This window comes from Pseudoalteromonas sp. MT33b (genome assembly GCF_014117385.1).
In the GTDB taxonomy this organism is placed as follows: Bacteria; Pseudomonadota; Gammaproteobacteria; order Enterobacterales; family Alteromonadaceae; genus Pseudoalteromonas; species Pseudoalteromonas lipolytica.
On sequence record NZ_CP059831.1, the window covers coordinates 973,676 to 997,953 of the forward strand.

Sequence of the window (24,278 nt, forward strand, 5' to 3'; positions counted from 1 at the left end):
CGTTTAATAACTTGGAATAGTTATTGCAAATTCCGTGTAGTGTCAATTTTTTGAAATTGTTGAATTATGGAATTTAAAGCGGTATTACAACAACTTAATAAAGATAAAAAAGAGTATGCGAAGGGGCTTGGAACACCATTACTGGTGCTTGCAGCCCTTGGCATGGTTATTTTACCTCTGCCTCCTTTTCTTTTAGATATTCTTTTTTCGTTTAATATCGCGCTTGCGCTGGTGGTGTTACTCGTTACGGTTTACACCATGAAGCCCCTTGAGTTTGGTATGTTTCCGGCCGTGCTGCTAATAGCCACAATTATGCGTCTTGCATTGAATGTTGCCAGTACTCGGGTGGTACTCCTTGAAGGTCATAATGGCGGGGATGCTGCTGGTAAAGTAATTGAAGCGTTCGGCTCGGTGGTTATCGGCGGTAACTATGCCGTTGGTCTTGTTGTGTTCCTTATTCTCATTATTATCAACTTTGTGGTTATCACCAAAGGTGCAGGGCGTATTTCAGAGGTGTCAGCGCGTTTTACACTTGACGCTATGCCAGGTAAACAAATGGCGATTGATGCTGACTTAAACGCAGGTTTTATTAGTGCAGAGCAAGCTCGTGAGCGCCGTGAAGAAGTAACCCGTGAAGCCGACTTTTATGGCTCAATGGACGGTGCCAGTAAATTCGTAAAAGGTGATGCTATTGCCGGTATTGTGATCCTTGTGATTAATATCGTGGGTGGTTTATTTGTCGGCATGATTCAACATGACTTAAGCTTCAGCCGTGCAATGGAAGTATATACGTTATTAACCATTGGTGATGGTCTCGTTGCGCAATTACCTTCATTACTTCTTTCAATTGGTACTGCGATTGTTGTGACGCGTCAAAATGAGTCGCATAACATGGGCGATCAGTTTAAGTCGCAGCTAGGAAACGAAAAGTCGTTATTTATCGCTTCAGGTATTTTGATCACCATGGGCCTTGTGCCAGGCATGCCTCATCTTGCATTTTTAAGCTTGGGCGCATTGTTAGGTTACCTTGCTTACTTTACCCAACAACAAAAAATTAAAGCAGAAGCAGAAAAAGCTGAATTGGAAGCAAATGGGGGCTCGCCAGGCACCGGTGTTGCTAACAAGCAAGAGCAAAAAGAATTGGGTTGGGACGATGTACAGCAAGTAGATGTGATTGGTTTAGAAGTCGGTTATCGCTTAATTCCACTGGTTGATCAGTCGCAAGGGGGAGAGCTACTTAACCGTATTAAAGGTGTGCGTAAGAAACTCTCGCAAGAACTCGGTTTCTTGGTACCGCCCGTGCATATCCGTGACAACTTAGAGTTAGACCCTAACGCCTACCGTATCACAATGATGGGTGTATCCAGTGGTGAAGGTGAGCTTAAGCATGGTGACGAACTTGCTATAAACCCAGGGCAAGTATTTGGCCCAATCAAAGGTGTTGAAACAAAAGATCCTGCTTTTGGACTCGATGCAGTATGGATTAAGCCAGACCAGAAAGATGAAGCCCAATCATTGGGTTACACCGTGGTTGATGCAGCTACTGTCGTGGCAACCCATATTAGCCAGCTATTAACAAACAGCGCAGCATTACTATTAGGTCATGAAGAAGTACAGAACCTACTTGATATGTTAGCGAAAAGTCATCCTCGTCTTGTCGAGGGACTGGTTCCTGACGTATTACCATTGACCACGGTTGTAAAAGTGCTGCAAAACTTACTTAACGAAGGGGTCGCAATTCGTGATATGCGTTCAATTGTTCAGACCCTTGTTGAATATGGCCGGCGAACCTTCGATATTACTAACGTCAGGAATGTTACGCACTGTGTTATCTCGTTTTGTTAAGTACACCATCCCAGGTTTAAGGGTAATGTCTTACCAAGAGGTACCAGACGAAAGACAGATTAAGATTGTCAGCTCAGTAGGCCAACAATAGGATAGTAAAGGGGTTGTACCATGAAAATTAAACGTTTTTTTGCTAAAGATATGCGCACCGCACTAAAAGAAGTGAAAGATGAATTAGGTGTTGATGCGGTTATTATGTCTAACAAAAAGTTAGCGAATGGTGTTGAAATTGTCGCCGCTGTTGATTATGACAAAGCAGCCCCAAAAGCCGAAGCGAAACCGGTGCCTGCACACACAGCGCCACAACAGTCGCATAACTTCGTTAAACCAGAACCTATGCGCGCTAAACCTGAGCCACAAGCCCAAGTTGCAGACAGCCTACAAGCGTTACTAGAGCGTCAAGCCCCACGCCCTCGTTCGCCAGAGCTTGCTTCAATGTTTAATCAATCTGGTATTGAAACGAGTGAACATTATCAGCCAAAAGCACACAGTTTTGCGCCGCAAGATCAGCCGCAATATTCAGCAAAACCTCGCTATCAAGAGCAAGCTGCACCGCGAGTGCAAACACAAGCACATAGCCTAGGTTTTGATGATGATTTAGACACAGGCTTCGACGATTTAGATTCACCAGCAGAACACAAAACGGCCACACCCGCAAGCCACTCAGAAATGGCGACGATGCGTGAAGAAATGAATGCCATTCGTCAATTACTTGAACATCAAGTGTCTGGTTTGATGCAGCAAGACATGGCGCGTCGCGATCCTACCCGTGCTTGTATGATTGATCGCCTAGCCGGTATGGGCATTGAGCGTGATGTTGCGGAGCAAATGGCGTGTTTTATTCCTGATGACGTTTCGCGTCAACAAGCGTGGCAAGCTTTGTTGCAAATGGTTGAAAACCAAATGCATACAACAAATAATGAAATTTTACGTCAAGGCGGTGTGTACGCTTTAGTGGGTCCTACGGGGGTGGGTAAAACCACCACCGTGGCGAAGTTGGCAGCCCTTGGTGCACAAAAATATGGTGCAGATAAAGTCGCGCTTATTACAACAGACACTTACCGTATTGGAGCGTATGAGCAGCTAGCCACTTATGGCCGCATAATTGGCTGTGGTGTGAAACAAGTTAAAGACGCAAATGAATTAGCTGAAGTGTTATACCATTTACGCAATAAGCGTCTAGTATTAATAGACACTGCGGGTATGAGTCAACGCGACTTACGCTTAACTGAGCAACTTAATACATTAATGCGCAATCAGCGTGTCGACATTCGCAGTTATTTAGTGTTAAGTGCAACAGCGCAAATTAACGTGCTACAAGAAACCGTTCGCCACTTTAAAAAAGTGCAACTAAGTGGTTGTATCTTCACTAAGTTAGATGAATCACTTAGTTTAGGTGAGATTATTAGTATTGCGATTCAAAATCGCTTGCCAATAGGGTATCTTACTAATGGTCAGCGTGTTCCTGAAGATATTCGCGTTGCGAATGCAGAGAAACTAGTAAAAAAAGCTGAGCAATTATATTTAAAACGAGCAAAAGCACAACATTCACGACGTCAAGCAGTAGCGTCGAACACAGTAGGGATGTATGATTAACACAGTATTAGATCAAGCAAGCGGCCTGCGCAAAATGAATCAAAATAATAATAGTGGCGTTAAAGTTATCGCTGTCACTGGCGGCAAAGGTGGTGTGGGTAAAACGAATGTGTCACTCAATACCGCGATCGCATTAGGTCAACTGGGAAATCGTGTATTAGTATTAGATGCCGATTTAGGGTTGGCAAATTGTGACGTAATGCTTGGTTTACGTGTCGAGAGAAACTTATCTCATGTTTTATCTGGTGAGTGTGAACTGGATGAAATTCTTGTCGAAGGCCCAGCAGGTATAAAAATTGTGCCAGCGACTTCGGGCTCGCAAAGTATGGTTGAGTTAACACCGTCAGAACATGCGGGGCTTATTCGCGCATTTAGCGAGCTAAATACTGAGTTTGATATTTTAATTGTCGATACCGCTGCGGGTATTTCAGACATGGTATTAAGCTTTTCGCGTGCAGCGCAAGATGTTGTTGTTGTTGTATGCGATGAACCTACCTCAATTACCGACGCTTACGCCCTAATTAAAGTGTTAAGTCGTGAGCATGGCGTTTACAAATTTAAAATAGTTGCCAATATGGTGCGCAGTATGCGTGAAGGGCAAGAATTATTTGCTAAACTCTCAAAAGTAACGGATCGATTCTTAGATGTGTCTATGGAACTTGTCGCAACCATTCCGTATGACGAGAATATGCGCAAATCGACCCGCCGCCAAAAAGTGATTGTGGAGTTATTTCCAAACTCACCAGCCGCTGTGGCATTTAAAACATTAGCAACGAAAGCAGTTAAGTGGCCAATTCCAAATCAACCGTCAGGTCATTTAGAATTTTTTATTGAAAAACTAGTAAACGGTTAACTATGACAACATCGGTGAATAAAGCGATGGGATATCAATCAGCACAGAATTTAAATGCGATTGTTGAAAAACATGCCTCTTTAGTCAAAAAAGTGGCGTGTCATCTAATTGCTCGTTTACCTGCCAGTGTGCAACTCGATGATTTGATTCAGTCAGGTATGATTGGCCTTATAGAAGCGTCGAAAAATTTTGATGCGAGTAAAGGGGCCAGTTTTGAAACATTTGCGGGTATTCGAATTCGAGGGGCTATGCTCGATGAAATCCGTCGAGGTGATTGGGCTCCCCGTTCAGTTCACCGTAATGCACGCCTTGTCGCTGAAACGATTTCGGATTTAGAGAGTATTTTAAACCGCGAGCCAAAAGACACAGAAGTTGCTGAAAAACTTGATATTACACTGGATGAGTACCATCATATTCTACATGATGTAAATTCCAGTAAGGTACTGGGTATAGAGGATTTAGGCGTTGATGAAGACGTCATCACACCTATGGGGCATGATTTAGCACTAGACAAACCGTTTAATAATGTTAAAAATGAACGGTTTAACCAGTCTCTATTGACGGCTATCCAATCGTTACCAGAAAGAGATGCACTCGTTTTGTCTTTGTATTACAACGATGAAATGAACTTAAAAGAAATAGGGCACATACTCGATGTTAGCGAATCGCGTGTGAGTCAAATACATGGTCAGGCGATGATTAAGCTCAAAGCAAAAATCAATGACTGGATTAATTAGTAGTAAGTAAATAAGGTTCAAACCTCACCGGAGGATGTTTTGGATAAAAACATGAAAATTCTTGTTGTTGATGATTTTTCTACAATGAGACGTATCATTAAAAACCTGTTAAGGGATTTAGGTTTTACCAATGTGCAGGAAGCTGATGATGGTTCAACAGCATTGCCGATGTTGCAAAATCAAGAGTTTGATTTTGTTGTAACAGATTGGAATATGCCTGGAATGCAAGGTATTGATCTATTACGCGCAATTCGTGCTGATGATAGCCTTAAACATATCCCCGTGTTAATGGTGACAGCTGAAGCGAAAAAAGAACAAATTGTTGCTGCTGCTCAAGCGGGTGTTAATGGCTATATCGTCAAACCATTCACTGCTGCGACACTGAAAACCAAATTGGAAAAAGTGTTTGAACGTTTAGGTTAATCTAAGGGGAGAGGCTTATGTCAGCACTTGCTGCGCCTCAAATAAGTTTAGAGCAAGCTCGTCAACTTGTTGAGTATCTTGAAAATGGTGAACAAGAGAAAGCTGATAAGCTGATACTTGAAACAGCATCAAAAGAACAATCAGAGTTGTTTGCTGAAGTCGGTAAATTGACACGACAACTTCATGAAGCACTAAAAAACTTCGATCTTGATACTCGACTCACAGATTTAACAACAGAAGCAATCCCGGATGCAAAGCAGCGCTTGAATTATGTTATGGAAATGACTGAAAGCGCGGCCAATAAAACGATGGATGCCGTGGAAGCGAGTTTGCCTATAGCACAACAGCTCGCTGATGAAATTGCCACGATTAAACCAACGTGGGATCGTTTAATGAATCGAGAAATTGAACTCGGTGAATTTAAAACGTTATGCCACAGCTTAGATAAGTTCATGAATAACTCGCACACCAAAACAGATGAGTTACAAGGCTTGATGACCAACGTGCTAATGGCGCAAGATTATCAAGACTTGACGGGGCAGGTAATACGCCGTGTTATCGAATTAGTGCGCGAAGTAGAAGACAGTTTAATCAATCTCTTAACTGTATTCGGCAGTCAAGACGATGGTCAAATAAAACAAGAAAAACAGGCCATAGACAAAGCACCTGCACAAAGCGATACGCTGGCAGGTCCAGAAGGGCCAATTATTGATAAAGAGTCACGCGATGATGTTGTTTCAGGACAAGATGAAGTTGATGACCTATTATCAAGTCTGGGCTTCTAAGAGGAGAGTAGCTGCATGAGCTTTGAAGTCGATGAAGATATTTTACAGGATTTCCTTGTTGAAGCAGGGGAAATTTTAGAGCTTTTGTCAGAGCAATTGGTCGAGCTTGAAAATAATCCAGATGATAAAGACTTACTAAACGCTATTTTTAGAGGCTTTCACACCGTAAAAGGTGGCGCAGGCTTTTTAAGCATGACTGAGCTTGTTGATGCGTGTCATGGTGCTGAAAATGTGTTTGATTTGTTGCGCCAAGGCGTGCGCAGTGTAACTCCAGAACTTATGGATGTTATTTTACAAGCCCTCGATACAATCAATGAAATGTTCGCGACAATTCAAAATCGTGAACAACCAGAGCCAGCAGATCAAGCCCTCTTAGACGTCCTACATAAATTAAGTCAACCACCAACAGCAGAAGAGCTCGCTGGTGAAGACACAACCGTAACAGACGAAGTAGCAGAAGAAGCCACTGTTGAGCCTGAACCGGTTGTTGATACACCCGAAGTTACTGCTGATGTCTCTAGTAATATTGATGACGACGATCCGTTTGCATTTGATATGTTATTTGATGGGGGATTGGGTGATACCCAAGCTCAACCACAAAACATAGATGAAATTACTGAAGATGAATTCGAAAGCTTGCTCGATGAGTTGCACGGTAAAGGCCAAGGGCCTGCATCAATCACATCAGACACCATGAGCAGTGACAGCGATGATATTACCGATGATGAGTTTGACAGCTTATTAGATGAGCTTCACGGCGTTGGCAGCTTTGGTGAAGTAAAAGCCGACAAAATTACCCGCCAAGCTCCCGCTGAGCCAAGCGCTGTGGTCGAGCAAAGCCCCCCTGCAGTCAGTAATGAAGGCTCTGATGATGAAATTAGTGATGATGAGTTTGAAGCATTACTTGATGAATTACATGGCAAAGGCAGTGCGCCGCAATCATTAGAGACAGATAAGCCGCAAACGCCAGAAACAACCAAAGTTGAGCCAACAAAACCTGCGGCCCCAGTGGCTGCAAAGGTTGAGCCAGCTAAACCTGCGCCACAACCTGCAACGAGTAAGCCTGCGCCAACTGAAAAAGCGCCTGAGAAACAGGCTGCTGCTGCGGCGAAAAAAGCGCCGCCTCCCCAAGCTGAAACAACCGTGCGTGTCGACACTAAACGGTTAGACCAAATTATGAACATGGTTGGTGAGTTGGTGTTGGTGCGCAATCGCTTAGTGAGCCTTGCAAATAACACCAACAGTGAGGCGATGGGGAAAGCCATTTCGAACCTAGATGTCGTCACGGCAGACTTGCAAGGTGCGGTAATGAAAACCCGCATGCAGCCAATTAAGAAAGTATTTGGTCGTTTCCCGCGTGTTGTTCGTGATTTAGCACGCAGCTTGAAAAAAGATATCAACTTGCTATTGGTCGGTGAAGAAACCGACTTAGATAAAAACTTAGTTGAAGCCCTTGCTGATCCACTTGTTCATTTAGTGCGTAACTCTGTTGACCATGGTATCGAGATGCCTGCGGTGCGCGAAGCGGCCGGTAAGCCTCGTACAGGGACAGTTACGCTTTCAGCATCGCAAGAAGGCGATCATATTCTGCTCACCATTCGTGATGATGGTGCAGGTATGGATCCTGAGAAGCTGAAAAAAATAGCAATAAACAAAGGGGTTATCGATCACGACCAAGCGAGTCGTTTATCGGACACTGAAGCGTATAATTTAATATTTGCACCTGGTTTTTCAACCAAAGAGGAAATCTCAGATATTTCAGGTCGTGGTGTGGGTATGGATGTGGTGAAAACCAAAATCACCCAACTAAATGGCTCTGTGAACATTCAATCTGAGCTAGGTGTTGGAACCATACTTGAGATCAAAGTACCTTTAACACTGGCAATCTTGCCGACTCTGATGGTTATTGTGGGTGAGCAAACTTTTGCTTTACCACTGGCTGGGGTGAGTGAAATTTTCCATCTTGATTTAACAAAGACCAACGTTGTCGATGGGCAACTGACAATTATTGTCCGTAAAAAAGCGATTCCATTATTTTATTTACAACATTGGTTAGTGAAAGGAGCCAATCGCCAAGAGCGTAAAGCAGAAGGTCATGTGGTTATCGTACAGATTGGTACTAAGCAAGTGGGCTTTGTCGTTGACTCATTAATTGGTCAAGAAGAGGTGGTGATAAAACCTCTCGATGCTTTACTGCAAGGTACACCAGGTATGGCAGGCGCAACAATCACTTCTGATGGTGGCATTGCACTGATTTTAGATGTACCAAGTATGCTAAAACATTACGTTGGCTAATAATAGTTAGGCTCAATAATTTTAAAGTGCAGCTAATATGCTGCACTTTATGGCATAAATAACAAGAGAGTGCTAATGGCAGTCAAAGTATTAGTTGTTGATGATTCAAGCTTTTTTCGTCGCAGAGTAAGCGAAATATTAGAGCAAGACAGCGACATTCAGGTAATAGGGTTTGCTGTAAATGGCCGCGAAGCAGTTGATAAAGCGCGTGAGCTAAAACCAGACGTTATTACAATGGATGTTGAAATGCCGGTACTTGACGGCATTAGTGCTGTTAAAGAAATTATGGCAGCAACGCCTACGCCAATATTAATGTTTTCTTCGTTAACCCGAGATGGTGCAACGGCCACGCTAGATGCACTGGACGCGGGGGCGCTTGATTTCTTGCCTAAAAAGTTTGAAGACATTGCAAGAAACAATGAAGAAGCGATTGCCTTACTACAAAATAAAGTAAAGGAAATAGGGCGTCGCCGTATTTCTCGTTTTACACGTCCTTTGACTTCACCTCGTCCGGCGTCCCCGACACCTGCAACTAGCACGCGAAGCGGCGGCATTGTTCAGCCAGATCGTAGTTTTAGCCGTTCAACTCCCGCAGCGCCTTCGCCGTCGAGTAATGTTAGAGCGTCAGGGAAACAGTACCAAGTTGTTGCAATTGGCACCTCGACAGGTGGCCCCGTTGCGCTGCAAACAATATTAACACAACTACCTGCTAATTTTCCGCACCCCATATTACTTATTCAACATATGCCGGCTGCATTCACGCCAGCGTTTGCTGCACGTTTAAATGGCCTGTGTAAAATCAATGTGAAAGAAGCACAGCAGGGTGACAGACTGATGCCTGGCACTGCGTATTTAGCACCGGGTGGTCAGCAAATGCTGATAGAGGGACGTGGCTCTGCACGCACACTGCGTGTGTTTGAAGATGACAGTCCGCGTATTACCTATAAACCCAGTGTCGATGTGACATTTGCCAGTGCTGCAAAAGCATTTGGTGGTGATGTATTAGCGGTGGTGCTGACTGGTATGGGGGCTGATGGTCGTGATGGTGCTCGCATGCTGAAGCAAGTGGGAGCCACTATTTGGGCACAAGATGAAAAAACCAGTGTGGTTTATGGTATGCCACAGGCTGTCGCTAATGCGGGTTTAGCCAGTGAAAACCTAGCTCTTAATGATGTTGCTACACGCTTAATACGTGAGACTGGCTGTGGATAAGCTGTCTTTTCTTGGATTAATCGTTGCTATTTGTGCCATAACCTTCGGCTACGCGCTTGAGGGAGGGGTTGTCAGTGCTTTGTTCAATGGTCCTGCCTTAATTATTGTACTTGGCGGAACTTTAGGTGCGGTCATGCTGCAAACACCAGGCAGTGTGTTTACTAAGACGCTGAAAATTAGTCACTGGGTGTTTTTTCCGCCTTATCATGACGTGGACGCCGCGATTGAGCAGGTGAAGCGGTGGTCACAAAAAGCGCGTCAAGAAGGGTATTTAGTTTTAGAGTCTGAAGCGCTTGCGCACCCAGACCCCTATGCTGCGAAAGGTTTAAGCTTGCTTGTTGATGGCGCCGGCGAAAATAAGCTCAGAGATACGCTAGAAATTGATTTAATGCTTGAACGCGAACGTCTGTTAGAAGTCAGTCGCGTGTATGAAGCAATGGGCGGCTATAGCCCCACAATTGGCATATTAGGGGCCGTGCTTGGCCTTATTCAGGCAATGCAATTTATTACTGATCCAGAAAAGTTAGGCGCAGGCGTTGCAACGGCGTTTATTGCGACGATTTACGGCGTCGGTTTAGCTAATTTATTGTTCCTGCCAATGGCAAATAAGCTAAAACAACAGATTGAACAAAAAATGCTGTATCACGAATTACTTGCTGAAGGCATTATTGCGATTGCTCAAGGCGAGAGCCCACTCAATATTGAACTTAAACTTGAGGCGTACCGTGTTGAACGTCCAAGCTTAGTCAGTGAGTAAGTTTTTATGATGCGCCGTCGTATGCGTCATACCACTCAAAAAAGCCAGCACACAGAGCGCTGGTTAGTCTCTTATGCAGACTACATGACTATCATGTTCGCTTTTTTTGTTGTTATGTACGCTATCGCTATTAGCAAGAATGAAGATTTTCAGATTTTGTCTGATTCGCTTGAGCAGGTGTTTGAAAAGTCAGCTCGCAAACAGGAGCAGGCAGGCACAGGCGTCAATGGGACGGGTATTTTAACTGACCGTGTGACCCCTGAAAACGATATTTTGTACGGTGAAAGTATACGTAAAGATGAGCAAGGCCCCGAGTTACTCGACGGTCAAAGTGAAACCAGCAATATAGATAAAAAGCACTTAGGTAAACCCCTTGATAGCTTGCTTACCAAGTTACAATCAGCATTAATCGATGAAATTCGGGATGGTGAGGCTAGTTTAGAGCTTCATCAAGATTGGCTTATCATAGAATTGAGCTCAGGCATGTTATTTTCATCGGGTAGCGCAGTTGCACAACAACGAGCAAAGGAAGTGGTTGCTCTAGTTAAAGAGATTATTGCCCCTGTTGATAACTATATTCGCGTTAGAGGCTACACGGATAACGAAGGTATCCGTAATGAAATGTTTCGTTCTAACTGGGAATTATCTGTTGCACGTGCCACGTCTATACTTGTTGAGCTTGAAAGTTTAGGAATAAACCCTGCACGAATGGCAATTGAAGGGTATGGCCAGTATTCACCGTTTGCCAGTAATGATACAGCACAAGGTCGAGCCGAAAATCGTAAAGTCGTGGTGGCATTATCTAAATACGGTTTACCGCCAGAGCCAAAGCAAAATAATGATCAACCAATGGATGTCGCACCTGAAGAGCCTGCTGAAATTGAGTTGCCAAGCAATGATAACACCATTAAAGTGATTCAATTACCCCATGGTGGGATTCGAATTACCACGCGCAATGAACAATAATAAGGTGTGATGTGAAAATTTGGACAGTAGCGAATCAAAAAGGTGGAGTAGGGAAGACAACAACAGCTGTTAGTCTTGCTGGTATTCTAGCATTACAAGGAAAGCGCGTTTTACTCATAGACACCGATCCGCATGCGTCACTTACTTATTATTTTGGCATTGATTCAGAAGAGCTGGAAGTCAGTGTTTATGATATTTTTGCCCGCGGCAATAGTATGGCAAGTGAAGAAATTTTACAGGCGCTGTGCCCTTCAACGCTTGAAAACCTTGATATAATGCCCGCGACCATGGCCATAGCAACGCTTGATAGAAGCATGGGCAACAAAAATGGCATGGGCCTTATTTTAAAAAAAGCACTGGCTAAAATTAGTGAGCATTATGATTACGCTATCATTGACTGCCCGCCAGTCCTTGGGGTGCTAATGGTTAATGCATTAGCTGCCAGTGAGCGTATTTTGGTTCCTGTGCAAACTGAATTCTTGGCATTGAAAGGGCTTGATAGAATGATGCGTACTATGGAGTTAATGCAAACTTCACAGTCGAAACAATACCAATATACAATTATCCCTACTATGTACGACAAGCGGACTAAAGCATCCCTTGAAGCCTATAAAACGTTGCAGGATAATTACAAAGACAAAGTGTGGTCTGGTGTAGTGCCGGTGGATACAAAATTTAGAGATGCGAGTTTGGCACAACAAGTGCCGATTCAATTTTGCCCGCGTTCACGCGGGGTTTTTGCATATCGCGCGTTACTTGATTTCTTAATTGCACAAGGTTAACGATGAGTAAGCATTTATTTGCCAATGAAAAAGTGATGACCCAATACTTGGGTGCCTTGCTGTGCGAAGATGAACCTGCTGAACAAAATCTAGAGCCTGTTGCAAAATTACTGGAGCAAGTAAAACAACCAAAAGTAGACATTGCTCCGCCAGAAGCGGCACCTGAACCCGAAATACCCCTAGTTGAACCGACTAAAGAGCTTGAGAAAACCGAGAACCAAGCTAATATCAAAGATATAGTCGAGAAATCTAGCAATGACATTGCAGCTAAAACGTCATCTGAACGTCAAGAAGACTATTTTGATGGTGAGTTTCAGGCTTTATTTTTTGAGGTGGCAGGGTTAACCCTTGCAGTACCGTTAAAAGCATTAGGCGGTATCCATCAACTTGCAGAGGTAAACCAATTATTTGGTAAGCCTAAGTGGTTTAAAGGGGTCATGCTTAACCGCGATGAAAAACTGAATGTGGTAGACACCGCTCGCTGGGTAATGCCAGAAAAGTATAATGAAAAGCTAGAACAATCACTAGATTATCAGTATTTAATCACCTTAGGTGATAGCCAATGGGGATTGTTGGCTGAAAAGCTCGTAAATAATATTACGCTTCGCAAAGAAGATGTAAAATGGCGAGCAAAATCAGGTAAGCGGCCTTGGCTTGCTGGGGTTATCAAAGAAAAAATGTGTGCCTTGATTGATGTTGAAAATTTATATCAATTGCTAGAGCAAGGCTTAGACAGCCGTGAGCAGTAACTATTATTACGGAGTAATAGCATGAGTGAAGAAAGACTACTGTCAGCGAATAAAAATGCTGATAGCAACGATGAAGTGTTACAGTGGGTAACCTTTAAACTTGAAGCAGAAACGTACGGCATTAACGTAATGCAAGTACAAGAAGTACTTCGCTATACCGAAATTGCTCCTGTACCAGGCGCGCCTTCTTATGTACTGGGCATTATTAACTTGCGTGGTAATGTTGTTACGGTTATCGATACGCGTGCACGTTTTGGCTTAATGGGTGCAGAAGTAACAGACAATTCTCGCATTGTTATTATTGAAGCCGAAAAACAAGTTATTGGTATTTTAGTCGACAGTGTGGCTGAAGTTGTTTATTTACGCAGCTCTGAAATCGACAGCGCGCCAAATATTGGCACTGAAGAGAGCGCTAAGTTTATCCAAGGCGTTTCAAACCGTGATGGTGAGTTATTGATCTTGGTTGATCTGAATAAGCTATTAAATGACGATGAGTGGGACGAGCTGAGCGCACTATAAAGCGTTTGGAAATTATATGCTGTTATACTCCTTGTTTGGTGCCTCAATCCTACTTGTATTAGTGTGTTTGGGGCTTATTTTTGTTAATAACAATAAACAATCCGCGGCTATTCAAGCAAAGCAAAAACAACTGCAAGAAACTCAACAACAACTGAGTATTCTGCGTAGTGAAGTGGCTGAAATGCGCGCAGGAATGCTAAGTATTGGCAAACGTGTTGTCGCAGTGGAAGAAAAAAGCCAAGAGCTTGAGCAACTGCAAGACGCACAAAAATATGATGATCCTAATGCGAAAATCTATTCGCGCGCGGTCAAAATGGTTGAACTGGGTGCTGATCTCGAAGAGATTATTCACGAATGTGAACTACCCAGAGCTGAAGCTGAGTTACTTATGTCGCTTCATAAACAAAAAGGTGCTTAAGAGCACCTTTTTGCCAACTTGCACTAATGCTTAATCATTTTGAGGGATTAAACCTATCGCTAGCTGCGTTAAAAATGTCTGATTTACGACTGCATGGGTGCAGGAGGTAGGGCAGGAGCAATTGCCGAGAACAACTAAATAACGACATTTTTGCCTTGCCATCGACACCATTTTTTACCTGATATAGATTATACCATTCCGCAAAAATACTTAATCATTTTGAGTGATTAAACCAGTCGCTACCTGCGTTAAAAATTTCTGATTTAGAACAACTAAATAACTAAAATTTTGCCTTGTTATCAACGCGGTTTTATTGCCTCAAAATAGACCACTTAATTAAGCGGAATGGTATTACTTAATGATGTGAAAGGACGTTCCTTTTTAAGCCTGAATATTTAACTTGCCTTGAAAATCTTGCCAACCAGGGGGAAATTTACCGCGTAAAACATACGAAAAGGCAATAAGCTCAGCAATCACATAATAAAGCTCCTTCGGTATCTCTTCACCTAACTCAAGATGTGACAGTGTTTTTGCTAAATCAGCATCTTGATGAACTAAAATGCCTTTTTGTTCGCCAAGCTTCACAATTTCTTCTGCCAGCTCACCAAATCCTTTACAGGTTACTTTTGGCGAGTTTCCAGCTTCGTAGAGAAGACCAATGGCTGACTTATGTGTGTATTGTTCGCTCATTGAATATTAAACCTTAATGTTGATGATGGCATGCGATTTATAAAATGCCTGATGAGTCGTTGTACCTTGTTTTAAACTTAACTCTCCTACATTTAAACCATGACTAGCGAGCTTATGGCGCAGTGTATCTAAATGCGGGTGCGCTAGAGCGGTTACCTCTTGCGACGATGCAAGCAATTGGCAATCGACCGCGGTATCCATAACCTCAGCCGTTACTTGCAGTTTACCAAGCGTTGCAAAGTCAAAGTTTAACCTAACAAACCACACATTCTTGCTCTCGAGTTTATTTTTACTGGGTTTTTTGTATTGCCCAAGACTTATCTCTGTTTGCCCTGTTTCTGGGGGGAGTTTCATGGGTAAGAAAAATTGCGCGAGGGCGCTGGCATCTTGTTGCTGGTTAATCGGTGTTGCTTGCACTTGAGTGAGCGCTGTTTTTACTTGGCTTATTTCTGCGGCCATGGCTTGCAAGCTAGGTTGTTGAAGTTGTTCGAGTAACTTATTACTGTTCACGGCTTTAAAGTTAGGTACTAACACCTGTAAAAGTGCATCAAGCCCTGTTTGATTATTAAAACTAAGGTTTGTAGGGGCTTGGCTTACGATGGGGGCCGCGAGTGTGGTTATAGCTAATTGTTCAAGCCCTTGAGTAAAACTGGCTTGTTGGCTTTGAGGTGTCAAACTTGAGGGCCTTATAATGCTCAGTAACTCACGCTCAATGGTTGAAGGGTGTACATTTTGATTTGATATCATTCTATTAAATGCTTGATTCACCAATCTATTTAAATCGACTGAGGGGGATTTGTTTTGCTCACTTAGTTCATTGATTTTTTGACTCAGCTGTACAGGAAGATCACTGACTGCGCTACTTTTGGTGTTAGGTAAAGGCAGTAACTTTGCAATTAACGCCGCCTCTAAAGGCCTAATGGGTTGTAATGGTTGCGCTAAGTTAGGCTCTTTCAACGCTAAATAAGGTGGCTGCATTTTTAATGTATTACCCGCATCTGTCAGCAGTTTGTCTAACTTGGGGTGTGTCAGCGCTGGTTGCGTTTTGAGACTTGCTACATTACTTGGCGGCTGGGTCAGTGTCATTTGGTTTGCTGCAACAGGTTTAGCGTGAGGCTTTATTAATGGCGACTCTGTCCCCTGAGTTTTATTAGCCTCAGCGGGGATTAGTTTTTGTAATTCAATTGCTTGTTGACTATTGATGCGTGGAAAAACACTTGCTTTAATCAATTGAAATAGCTGAACAAGTGGCGCCGATTTAGTAAAGCTAACAGGCAGCATCGGGTTTTCGGCCAGCGCTTGTATTGTAGCTGTTGTCCCTGAAATGTTGGCTAAGGGGGCATGAGTCTTTGGTGCATCAGCCACAGCGGTTGCTGATGTTGACTGATGGAATCGTGTTTCGGTTGGCCTGTTATTTTCAAAAGCCGCGAGTTTGACAATATCGAGTCGTTTAGCATTAAAGCCAAGCTGACTGATTGAGTCGGTTTTAGTATTCAATGCAGCATCAAGTGAATTATTTGTGGCTTTATTTGCAGCGGGTAGTTTTTCGAAATAACGAACAGCATCGGTTATGCGCGTTTTTAGGTCGGCAAAACTGCCTTTTAACCATGAGCGAATCGGTGAGTTTGTGGTGCTTAGTGGCGTTAATTCAACATGCTGTTTAGGGGAAGCATTGCGCTGGCTTTGCAGTGCTTGAATAAAGGTCTCTGCGAGAGAATTTTTAAGTGTTATTTGCTGTGCAGGCGCTTGGTTAATAAGCGTGATAGTGTCTTTAATTGCCTTAGGTGTCATTATTAAACTAAGCGGGCTTAACTGCCATTGAGCTTGAATATTTTTTACTTGCTTAGAGGGCAGTGTATTTAATGGCACCGTTAAGGAGGACGTTGGCTTTTCAGGTAAGTTCAACTGCACTTGTTGCCCAGATAGCTTTAGGTTTAGCTCAGGTGTGAGTTTTGCCAAAAGTTCTGCGACCTTTTGCTGGCTAATACTTTGTTGGTGAAGTGAATCACCAAAACGGTTAATGATTGTCAGCGAAAACTCGTTGTGTTTATTGCTGGCAGGCACTATCACAGCCTTGAGTGGAGTTTCTGTTTTTAAGAGTGCTGCAAGGGTGTTATTGAGTACAAATTCAGTGTTGAGTACGGGTAATTGCAAAGCCGGCTTTGTTGCAGCAAGGTTTGCAGGTAAGGGGGCGGTTGTACGTGAGTCACCCTGTGTTAACAGATTAAGTAAAGCGTGTAACTGAGGCGCTTTACTCAGCGTCATTGTTACGGGTAAGGGTGATATTGTCAGTTGTTTACCATCGCTGCTTAATTGAATGGTTGCGGCTAAAAATTTCTCAAGTTGTGGGTTCGCTTGTTCTGTCGATAAGCGTAAGGTTTGCCAGCTGTTATTAATTAATACATCCATTTGCACAGTATGTTTAGTTACAACAATATTGCGTGCTGTTAAGTGCTGATCTGTGAGTGCTTTTAACGCGTCGTTGGGGTGTTGTTGACCAGCCGAATGTATGCCTTTTGGATCAAGGTTTAGGTGAGTGGTGAGAGTCAACTGGCTTTGTTTATTCATTATTTTAGATCAAATATAAGTTAATCGTTATAAAGCAATATTCGTATTACCCTATCATTATGGTAGACTAACGCCTAATTTTGGGTATAGAGAATCATCATCTTGTTACACATTAAGGCCGTCACCTGCATCAAGCAAGATCGTTGTTTGTTTGCGGATCTTAATTTCAGCTTGAAATCGGGGCAAATTATGCAGTTAGCTGGTCCGAATGGGGCTGGTAAAACATCATTATTGCGTATTATTGCTGGTTTCGCTATGCCAGATGAGGGCGATGTTTTATGGCAAGACCGTTCGATTGCAAAATACTACGATGAGTATGCGCAATCGCTTTTATTTATCGGTCATAAAACAGGTGTGAATAGCCAACTGACGGCGCTTGAGAATGTGGCATTTTGGCTAAAGATTAATGGATACGATACACAGCAAGATCTCTATCCTATCTTAGCCAAAATTGGTTTAGTAGGACTTGAAGATGTGCCAGTACGCATGCTCTCCGCAGGACAGCAACGTCGTGTGGCTTTAGTGCGACTATGGCTAAACAGTGCAAAGTTATGGATTTTAGATGAGCCATTTACAGCACTTGATAAAAGCGGTGTGGCATTTTTACAAGCACGATTCGTTGAACACTTAAATGCTGGTGGGGCTATTCTTCTCACTACGCACCAAGATTTAACAACACAGTTTAGTGATCTTAAAACGGTGACTTTGGAGTATCGCCACTGATGGTAAAGCAGCACTCTTATTGGCAACTGTTCTCTGCGGTTTTTTCAAAAGATCTTAAATTAGCGTTTCGTCAGCGTGCTGAAATCGTTAATCCTATTCTATTTTTTCTGATTGTTATCACTCTTTTCCCACTGGCGATTGGACCTGAACCGGGTTTATTAGCACGAATGGCACCGGGTATTATTTGGGTCGCCGCATTACTCTCAACCATGCTTGGTTTAGACAAACTTTTTCGTGATGATTACCACGATGGCACATTAGAGCAGCTTATAGCTTCGTCATACCCGTTACCTTTGACAGTATTAGCTAAAGTGGCTGCTCATTGGGTGATTACAGGGCTGCCTTTGGTATTAATGACGCCAGTTTTCGCTTTGTTATTAAATTTAGAAAGTTCAGCACTTCTTGCTACAGTGCTAACCCTGTTATTGGGCACACCTTTGCTAAGCTTTATAGGCGCAATCGGTGCTGGACTCACGGTGGGTTTACAAAAAGGCGGCATTTTAATGAGTTTACTTGTGTTGCCTTTGTATATCCCAGTATTAATTTTTGCAACATCTGCTATCGATACCAGTTCAATGGAGCTTGCGTATAGTGGACAGCTTGCAATCCTTGGCGCCATGCTAATCGTTGCGATTTTAGCTGCGCCAATTGCCATATCGTCAGCATTGAAAGTGAGTGTAAGTTAATATGTGGAAGTGGTTACATCCCTACGCAAAAGCAGATCGTGCTTACCAATTGTGTAACACCTTACTGCCTTATTTCGCCGTCGTGACGGTGGTGTGTATGATTGTTGGATGGGTCTGGGGGCTGGCTTATGCACCTGCAGATTACCAACAAAAAGACAGCTACCGAATTATTTTTATCCATGTCCCATCTGCAATCTTATCGATGGGTGCTTATTCCTCTATGGCGATTGCCGCAGTGATCGCATTAGTATGGCAACTACGTAATGCTGAACTTGCAGTGATTGCAATTGCGCCTGTTGGAGCGTGTGTAACAGCAATCGCATTAATCACCGGAGCAGCCTGGGGTAAACCTATGTGGGGCGCTTGGTGGGTGTGGGATGCACGCTTAACGTCAGAGCTTATTCTGTTATTTTTATACTTAGGTGTGTTGTCGCTATACCATGCTTTTGAAGATAAGAAAGCCGCAGGGCGAGCCGCGTGTATTTTGGCCATTGTTGGGGTAATAAACCTCCCTATCATTCACTTCTCAGTTGAGTGGTGGAACACCCTTCATCAAGGTGCCACAATCACAAAGTTTGATACAAAAGCGATTGACCCAAGCATGTTTTGGCCATTAATGGTGAATATTGTTGCGTTTGCTGCCTTTGTCGGGACTGTGACGTTGATCCGTCTTAAAAATGAAATATTACAGCGTGAAAAGCACCGTCCGTGGGTGCGTCAAATGCTTGAGCGAGGTTAATCATGCAGTTTGATTCTTTTGCAGATTTTATTGCCATGGGAGGCTATGGCTTTTATGTGTGGTTGTCATTTGGCAGCTGTGCATTAATTTTACTTGGTATTTTAGTGAGTTCGTTAAACGATACGAAACGTATTTTCTCTTCAGTTAAGCAACAAGCACAACGAGAAGAGCGCATTAAAAAAGCGAAGCAAGAGGCAGGGCAATGAATCCAAGACGTAAAAAACGCTTATTAGCTGTTGTCGCCATCATTTTCGGTGTGGGCGCAACGATTGGTTTGGTGCTATATGCACTACAAGAAAACATTAATTTATTTTATACGCCGAGTGAGCTTGTTGATGGTAAAGGCCCTAACAAAGAAAAACCGCACATAGGTCAAAAATTGCGTATTGGCGGTATGGTTGTGCCAGGCTCTGTTGTGCGTGATGAATCAAGCCTTAAAGTCAGTTTTAAACTGATTGATACAGGCCCAATGGTGACAATTAATTACCAAGGCATCTTGCCAGACTTATTTCGTGAAGGCCAAGGGATTGTAGCCCAAGGGGTGCTTGTGAATGCCAACGAAATTGATGCGTTTGAAGTACTCGCTAAGCATGATGAAGAATACATGCCTGCGGAAGTTGCTGAAGCAGTGAAAGGTATCAAGCACGAAAAACCGACCTATAACTTAGAAAGCGGTAATTAATATGATCCCAGAACTCGGTTATTTTTCACTCACACTGGCCATGGTGCTCAGTGTCTTATTGTGTATTTTTCCATTGTGGGGTGCTCATACTGGTAATTTACGCCTGATGCGTGCTGCGCCCTCACTGGCAGTGGGCCAGTTTGTGTTTGTACTGCTCTCTTTTGCTGCGCTTATTTATGCCAGTTTAACTGATGATTTTACCGTTTCGTACGTAGCCTACCACTCAAGTAGCACCTTACCTTGGTATTACAAAATTACCTCGACGTGGGGGGGCCATGAAGGCGCTATTTTGTTGTGGTTAGTGATGCAAGCAGGGTGGACTGCGGTTGTTGCAATGCGTTCTAAATCATTGCCTTGGGTATTACGTGCGCGTGTACTGGGTGTTTTAGGCTTTTTAGGCGTGGGCTTTATGCTTTACACCTTGTTAATGTCGAGTCCATTTGAACGATTACTGCCTTATTTCCCTGTTGAAGGGCGAGATTTGAATCCACTTCTTCAAGACCCTGGCATGATTATCCACCCGCCATTACTTTACATGGGCTATGTGGGTTTATCAGTGTCATTCGCGTTTGCGATTGCTGCACTCCTTACCGGCAAGCTTGATAATACGTGGGCAAAATGGTCTCGACCTTGGACAATGACAGCGTGGGGCTTTTTAACGTTTGGTATTACTATCGGCAGTTGGTGGGCATACTCAGAACTAGGCTGGGGTGGCTGGTGGTTCTGGGATCCAGTGGAAAATGCCTCGTTAATGCCGTGGCTTGTTGCCACCGCGTTATTGCATTCATTATCGACCACAGAAAAGCGTGGTGTATTTAAGTCGTGGACAGTATTACTGGCAATAGCTGCGTTTTCATTGAGCCTATTAGGCACCTTTATTGTGCGTTCAGGCATTATTGTTTCTGTGCATGCGTTTGCCTCAGACCCTAATCGCGGTATGTTCATATTGGCCTTTTTAGCGATTGTTGTTGGTGGCGGGTTGAGCCTGTATGCACTGCGCGTTTCTCAAGTGAAAAGTGAAGGGCGTTATAAGTTTGCATCACGCGAAGTGGCACTGTGGCTTAATAATATCTTTCTCGTTGTAGCGACTTTAATCGTTCTGTTAGGTACGTTGTTACCTATGATCCATAAAGAGCTTGGTTTAGGCAGTATCTCTATTGGTGAACCATTCTTTAACAAAATGTTTGCTATTTTACTTGTTCCATTCGCTATTTTAATGGGAATTGGGCCGCTACTACGATGGAAACAAAATAAGTGGTCAATGCTACAAAATAAGCTTGCGTTATCAGCAGTAGTCAGTGTTGTTGCAACTGCTGCATGGCTGTACTCAAGCTATGATGTAGTGGCGCCAATCACGTTTATAGCCACAACGCTGGCGATATGGATTTTTGTCACAACGTTTGTCGATTTAGTGTCAAAAGTGACTATTCACACGACCTTGTCTGAGGGCTTTAAACGTCTAGGTTTGAGTTATTGGGCGATGGTATTGGGTCATGTTGGTTTAGCATTTGTAATTGCAGGCGTTACCTTAACCTCTGCGTACTCAGTTGAGCGCGATGTATCGATGAAGCCGGGTGATAAAGTCGCGCTTAATGAATACCAGTATCGTTTTGACGGTGTTAAAGCAATCCGTGGTGCGAATTACAGTGGTCATGCAGGTGTGGTGACCGTGTTTAAAAACGACAAGCAAGTAACCGTCTTACATGCAGAAAAGCGTCGTTACGACATTGGCATGCAATTTATGACAGAAGCTGCGGTTGATGCAGGGTTTACTCGTGACTTGTATTTAGCGCTTGGTGAGCAACTTAGCCAAGGCGCGTGGTCGTTGCGTATTTACCACAAACCGTTTGTTCGTTGGATGTGGCTTGGTGGTATTTTAATTTCACTCGCGGGTTTCTTAGTCTTAGGCGATAAGCGTTACCGTCAAAAATCATTGAATGGGGAGGCCGCAGCATGAACCGAAAGTTGTTAGCATTAGCGCCTTTGCTGGTTTTTGTTTTACTGTGCGTATTTTTGTACCAAGGCTTATTTGCTAATCCACGTGAATTGCAAACAGGGCGTATTGGTCAAGCGATGCCTACTTTTAATTTGCCTGATTTAATGGATGAGTCTAAACGTTGGACAGACACTGATTTAAAAGGTGAAGTGTATCTTCTTAACGTATGGGGCACATGGTGCCCAACCTGTTTGGCTGAATTAGGCTACTTAACTGAGCTCAGAGAACAAGGCGTTAAAATTATCGGCTTGTACTATGAGCAAGGTTATGACCCTGACTTTGACGGTCAATTTGATATTAATGCGTTACGTGACGATGTCACGAGTATGCTCAATCGTGCTGGCGACCCATACCAGTTTAATATTTTAGACTTAAAACGCACCTTGGCTCTCGACTTAGGTGTATCGGGTGCCCCCGAAACCTTTTTAGTTGATAAACAAGGTACTATTTTACTTCACCATACTGGCGATATTAACCCGCGTGTATGGCGAGCTAAGTTTGCACCGTTAATGCAGGAGCTACAGCAATGAGGTGGGTGATTTTTTTAGTAAGCTTGCTGATCACGGTGAGTGCTTTTGCAGAGCAAGATAAATATCAATTTGATAATAACGAACAAGCAGCGCGTTTTAGTGAGTTAACGAAAGAGCTGCGTTGTCCTAAGTGCCAAAATCAAAATATTGCCGATTCAGATGCCGTTGTGGCAAAGGATCTCCGTGATAAAGTGTTGGCGCTCGTTAAAGATGGCAAAACCAAAGAGGAAGTGATTGATTACATGATTGATCGCTATGGCTATTTTGTTCACTACGATCCACCTGTTACACCAGCAACTTTAGTGTTGTGGGTGTTACCTGTATTGATTGTGGTGCTGGGTTTTGGCTTTATTGTTTTGCGTCAACGTAAAGCGTCGGTTAAACAAACTTGGACAACAGAAGACGAAGCGTTACTCGCTAAGTTAATTGAACAAAATCAACGTCAGGAGCAAAACTAAATGGCATTAATGTGGGCTTCTTTTGTTTTACTCACACTGATTGCATTGCTGTTTGTTGTGGTGCCGTTTTTTAAACGCGAACGTATTCAACGCCTTGATCACAATGCAAACTCGGAATTGATCCGAATTTATTACCAACGTTTAGAAGAATTGAAAGCTGATTTAGACAACCAGCGTATTGATAAAAATATGCACAGTGAATCGGTTATTGAGTTAAAGCGTCGTTTATTAAACGAGCTTTCGCCAGAAAAAGCACTGAATAGTAAAGGTAATAATCGTATTTTTGCACTAACCGGAGCCGTGTTTTTAATTACATTAACGGTTATTTTCTACAGCTACACTGGCAGTCAGCAACAGATTAAAGGCTGGCACGATGCCATGGCAAACTTAAAGTCATATGGTGAGCGTGCAGTAATGCAAAGTGGTGAGCCTTTGACAGCAAATGAGCTACAAGCGTTTGCGTTAGCACTGCGTACTAAGCTTGATCAAAGCGGTGACGATGAAGTGGCTTGGATGCTGCTTGGACGTGTTGCTATGTCGTTGAATGAGTTCGACATGGCGATGCAGTCATTTGATAAAGTGTTGAAAATGAATCCTGATAACAAACAAGTGCTGATCAGTTACTCTCAGGTACTTTTAATGGAAGGCAGTGACGCAAACATGTCACGTGCTGCAACAATGTTATCTCGCGTGCTCAAGGCTGAACCCACCAATATCGATGCTATTTCATTGTTAGCACTTATTGCGTATGAGCGTAAGGATTGGTTGCAAGCTAAAACTGCATTCGAAGTGTTACTTGCTAGTATGGAGCAAAATGATCCCCGTTATCCAATGATTGCACAGCGTATTGCTGAAATTGATGCACATTTAAATAATGAGCAACAAGTCGCAAGCGCTGGTGCAGTCAATGATAGCAACAGTGAGATTAAAATCACGGTCAATTTAGATGAATCACTTAGCAATAAACAACCTGAAAATGGCACTTTGTTTATTTTCGCAAAAGCAGCCAGTGGTCCACAAATGCCATTAGCCGTTGTGAAAATGACCGAGTATAGCTTTCCACTTGAGGTGACCCTCAGTGATAGTAATGCCATGGTTGATGGTTTAAATTTATCGAGTGTCGATAAAATTATTTTAACCGCGCGTTTATCAAAAGATGAGACTGTGGTAACTTCTAGCGGCGAGTTGGAAGGCAATTCGGATGTCTTAGAGCGTAAAAACGTTAAAGAATACGCGTTGCTAATTAATGAGTTAATACCGTAAGGATAG

24 protein-coding genes and 1 pseudogene are annotated in these 24,278 nt (G+C 43.2%); 23 read left to right on the top strand and 2 right to left on the bottom strand.

Annotated features, from left to right (window positions below; all coding sequences use genetic code 11):
- Positions 1-66: 66 nt before the first annotated feature.
- The 14 genes and pseudogenes from H3302_RS04500 to H3302_RS04565 all read left to right on the top strand — a co-directional run bounded on the left by H3302_RS04500 (position 67) and on the right by H3302_RS04565 (position 13,937).
- Positions 67-1,936: pseudogene (locus H3302_RS04500) on the top strand (flagellar biosynthesis protein FlhA).
- Positions 1,937-1,956: 20 nt separating this feature from the next.
- Positions 1,957-3,441: a flagellar biosynthesis protein FlhF gene (gene flhF, locus H3302_RS04505; protein ID WP_182396190.1), complete on the top strand. Its 1,485-nt coding sequence runs from the start codon at positions 1,957-1,959 to the stop codon at positions 3,439-3,441.
- Positions 3,434-4,294, top strand: a complete 861-nt coding sequence (locus H3302_RS04510; RefSeq protein ID WP_036970099.1) for a MinD/ParA family protein — start codon at positions 3,434-3,436, stop codon at positions 4,292-4,294. Before flhF ends, H3302_RS04510 begins: the two co-directional genes overlap by 8 nt.
- A gap of 26 nt (positions 4,295-4,320) precedes the next feature.
- Complete coding sequence (locus tag H3302_RS04515; protein WP_036971668.1) at positions 4,321-5,031, top strand: RNA polymerase sigma factor FliA; 711 nt, start codon at positions 4,321-4,323, stop codon at positions 5,029-5,031.
- Between the two features lie 39 nt (positions 5,032-5,070).
- Positions 5,071-5,454 carry a chemotaxis response regulator CheY gene (cheY, locus tag H3302_RS04520; protein ID WP_016708035.1) on the top strand — a complete coding sequence of 128 codons (384 nt, stop codon included), beginning with the start codon at positions 5,071-5,073 and terminating at the stop codon, positions 5,452-5,454.
- 17 nt (positions 5,455-5,471) lie between these two features.
- Positions 5,472-6,239 carry a protein phosphatase CheZ gene (locus H3302_RS04525; RefSeq protein WP_036970081.1) on the top strand — a complete coding sequence of 256 codons (768 nt, stop codon included), beginning with the start codon at positions 5,472-5,474 and terminating at the stop codon, positions 6,237-6,239.
- 15 nt (positions 6,240-6,254) lie between these two features.
- Entirely contained in the window at positions 6,255-8,534 is a 2,280-nt protein-coding gene (locus H3302_RS04530; protein WP_182396191.1) for a chemotaxis protein CheA, read from the top strand.
- Positions 8,535-8,609: 75 nt separating this feature from the next.
- Complete coding sequence (locus H3302_RS04535; RefSeq protein WP_118844095.1) at positions 8,610-9,746, top strand: chemotaxis response regulator protein-glutamate methylesterase; 1,137 nt, start codon at positions 8,610-8,612, stop codon at positions 9,744-9,746.
- Positions 9,739-10,503: a flagellar motor protein gene (locus H3302_RS04540; protein WP_065978755.1), complete on the top strand. Its 765-nt coding sequence runs from the start codon at positions 9,739-9,741 to the stop codon at positions 10,501-10,503. The genes H3302_RS04535 and H3302_RS04540 overlap by 8 nt, the downstream gene beginning before the upstream one ends.
- A 6-nt stretch (positions 10,504-10,509) precedes the next feature.
- Positions 10,510-11,469, top strand: coding sequence for a flagellar motor protein MotB (locus H3302_RS04545; RefSeq protein ID WP_065978756.1), 960 nt, complete (start codon positions 10,510-10,512; stop codon positions 11,467-11,469).
- An 11-nt stretch (positions 11,470-11,480) separates the two neighbouring features.
- Entirely contained in the window at positions 11,481-12,251 is a 771-nt protein-coding gene (locus tag H3302_RS04550) for a ParA family protein (RefSeq protein WP_036970071.1), read from the top strand.
- A 2-nt stretch (positions 12,252-12,253) separates the two neighbouring features.
- Positions 12,254-13,000, top strand: coding sequence for a chemotaxis protein CheW (locus H3302_RS04555; protein WP_036970068.1), 747 nt, complete (start codon positions 12,254-12,256; stop codon positions 12,998-13,000).
- 21 nt (positions 13,001-13,021) lie between these two features.
- Entirely contained in the window at positions 13,022-13,519 is a 498-nt protein-coding gene (locus H3302_RS04560) for a chemotaxis protein CheW (protein ID WP_036970065.1), read from the top strand.
- A gap of 16 nt (positions 13,520-13,535) precedes the next feature.
- The gene (locus H3302_RS04565; RefSeq protein ID WP_036970062.1) at positions 13,536-13,937 is read left to right on the top strand and encodes a DUF2802 domain-containing protein; all 402 of its coding nucleotides are present in this window, start codon (positions 13,536-13,538) and stop codon (positions 13,935-13,937) included.
- 381 nt (positions 13,938-14,318) lie between these two features.
- Here H3302_RS04565 and H3302_RS04570 read toward each other — a convergent pair whose 3' ends face one another.
- Together H3302_RS04570 and H3302_RS04575 are read right to left on the bottom strand one after the other, a co-directional pair.
- On the bottom strand, positions 14,319-14,627 hold the full coding sequence (locus H3302_RS04570) for an EscU/YscU/HrcU family type III secretion system export apparatus switch protein (protein WP_036970060.1): 309 nt from the start codon (positions 14,625-14,627) through the stop codon (positions 14,319-14,321).
- 6 nt (positions 14,628-14,633) lie between these two features.
- Positions 14,634-17,195 (bottom strand): flagellar hook-length control protein FliK, encoded by a 2,562-nt coding sequence (locus H3302_RS04575; RefSeq protein ID WP_259369881.1) that lies wholly within the window; start codon positions 17,193-17,195, stop codon positions 14,634-14,636.
- Positions 17,196-17,297: 102 nt separating this feature from the next.
- On the opposite strand from H3302_RS04575, the gene ccmA reads away from it, so the two are divergent.
- From ccmA to ccmI, 9 genes are read left to right on the top strand one after another with little or no spacing between them, the layout of a single operon-like run.
- Positions 17,298-17,918, top strand: coding sequence for a cytochrome c biogenesis heme-transporting ATPase CcmA (gene ccmA / locus H3302_RS04580; protein WP_118844096.1), 621 nt, complete (start codon positions 17,298-17,300; stop codon positions 17,916-17,918).
- Positions 17,918-18,604: a heme exporter protein CcmB gene (gene ccmB, locus H3302_RS04585; protein WP_036970055.1), complete on the top strand. Its 687-nt coding sequence runs from the start codon at positions 17,918-17,920 to the stop codon at positions 18,602-18,604. The genes ccmA and ccmB overlap by 1 nt, the downstream gene beginning before the upstream one ends.
- A gap of 1 nt (position 18,605) precedes the next feature.
- Positions 18,606-19,343 (top strand): heme ABC transporter permease, encoded by a 738-nt coding sequence (locus H3302_RS04590; protein ID WP_036970052.1) that lies wholly within the window; start codon positions 18,606-18,608, stop codon positions 19,341-19,343.
- Positions 19,344-19,345: 2 nt separating this feature from the next.
- On the top strand, positions 19,346-19,549 hold the full coding sequence (gene ccmD / locus H3302_RS04595; protein WP_036970047.1) for a heme exporter protein CcmD: 204 nt from the start codon (positions 19,346-19,348) through the stop codon (positions 19,547-19,549).
- Positions 19,546-20,025, top strand: a complete 480-nt coding sequence (gene ccmE / locus H3302_RS04600; protein ID WP_036970044.1) for a cytochrome c maturation protein CcmE — start codon at positions 19,546-19,548, stop codon at positions 20,023-20,025. Before ccmD ends, ccmE begins: the two co-directional genes overlap by 4 nt.
- 1 nt (position 20,026) lies before the next feature.
- The gene (locus H3302_RS04605; protein WP_036970041.1) at positions 20,027-21,982 is read left to right on the top strand and encodes a heme lyase CcmF/NrfE family subunit; all 1,956 of its coding nucleotides are present in this window, start codon (positions 20,027-20,029) and stop codon (positions 21,980-21,982) included.
- A complete protein-coding gene (locus H3302_RS04610; RefSeq protein ID WP_065978760.1) occupies positions 21,979-22,551 on the top strand; it encodes a DsbE family thiol:disulfide interchange protein in 573 nt (190 codons plus the stop codon). Before H3302_RS04605 ends, H3302_RS04610 begins: the two co-directional genes overlap by 4 nt.
- Positions 22,548-23,009 carry a cytochrome c-type biogenesis protein gene (locus tag H3302_RS04615; protein ID WP_036970035.1) on the top strand — a complete coding sequence of 154 codons (462 nt, stop codon included), beginning with the start codon at positions 22,548-22,550 and terminating at the stop codon, positions 23,007-23,009. Before H3302_RS04610 ends, H3302_RS04615 begins: the two co-directional genes overlap by 4 nt.
- Entirely contained in the window at positions 23,010-24,272 is a 1,263-nt protein-coding gene (gene ccmI / locus H3302_RS04620; protein ID WP_182396192.1) for a c-type cytochrome biogenesis protein CcmI, read from the top strand. It begins immediately after the preceding gene.
- The last annotated feature ends 6 nt before the right edge of the window (positions 24,273-24,278 follow it).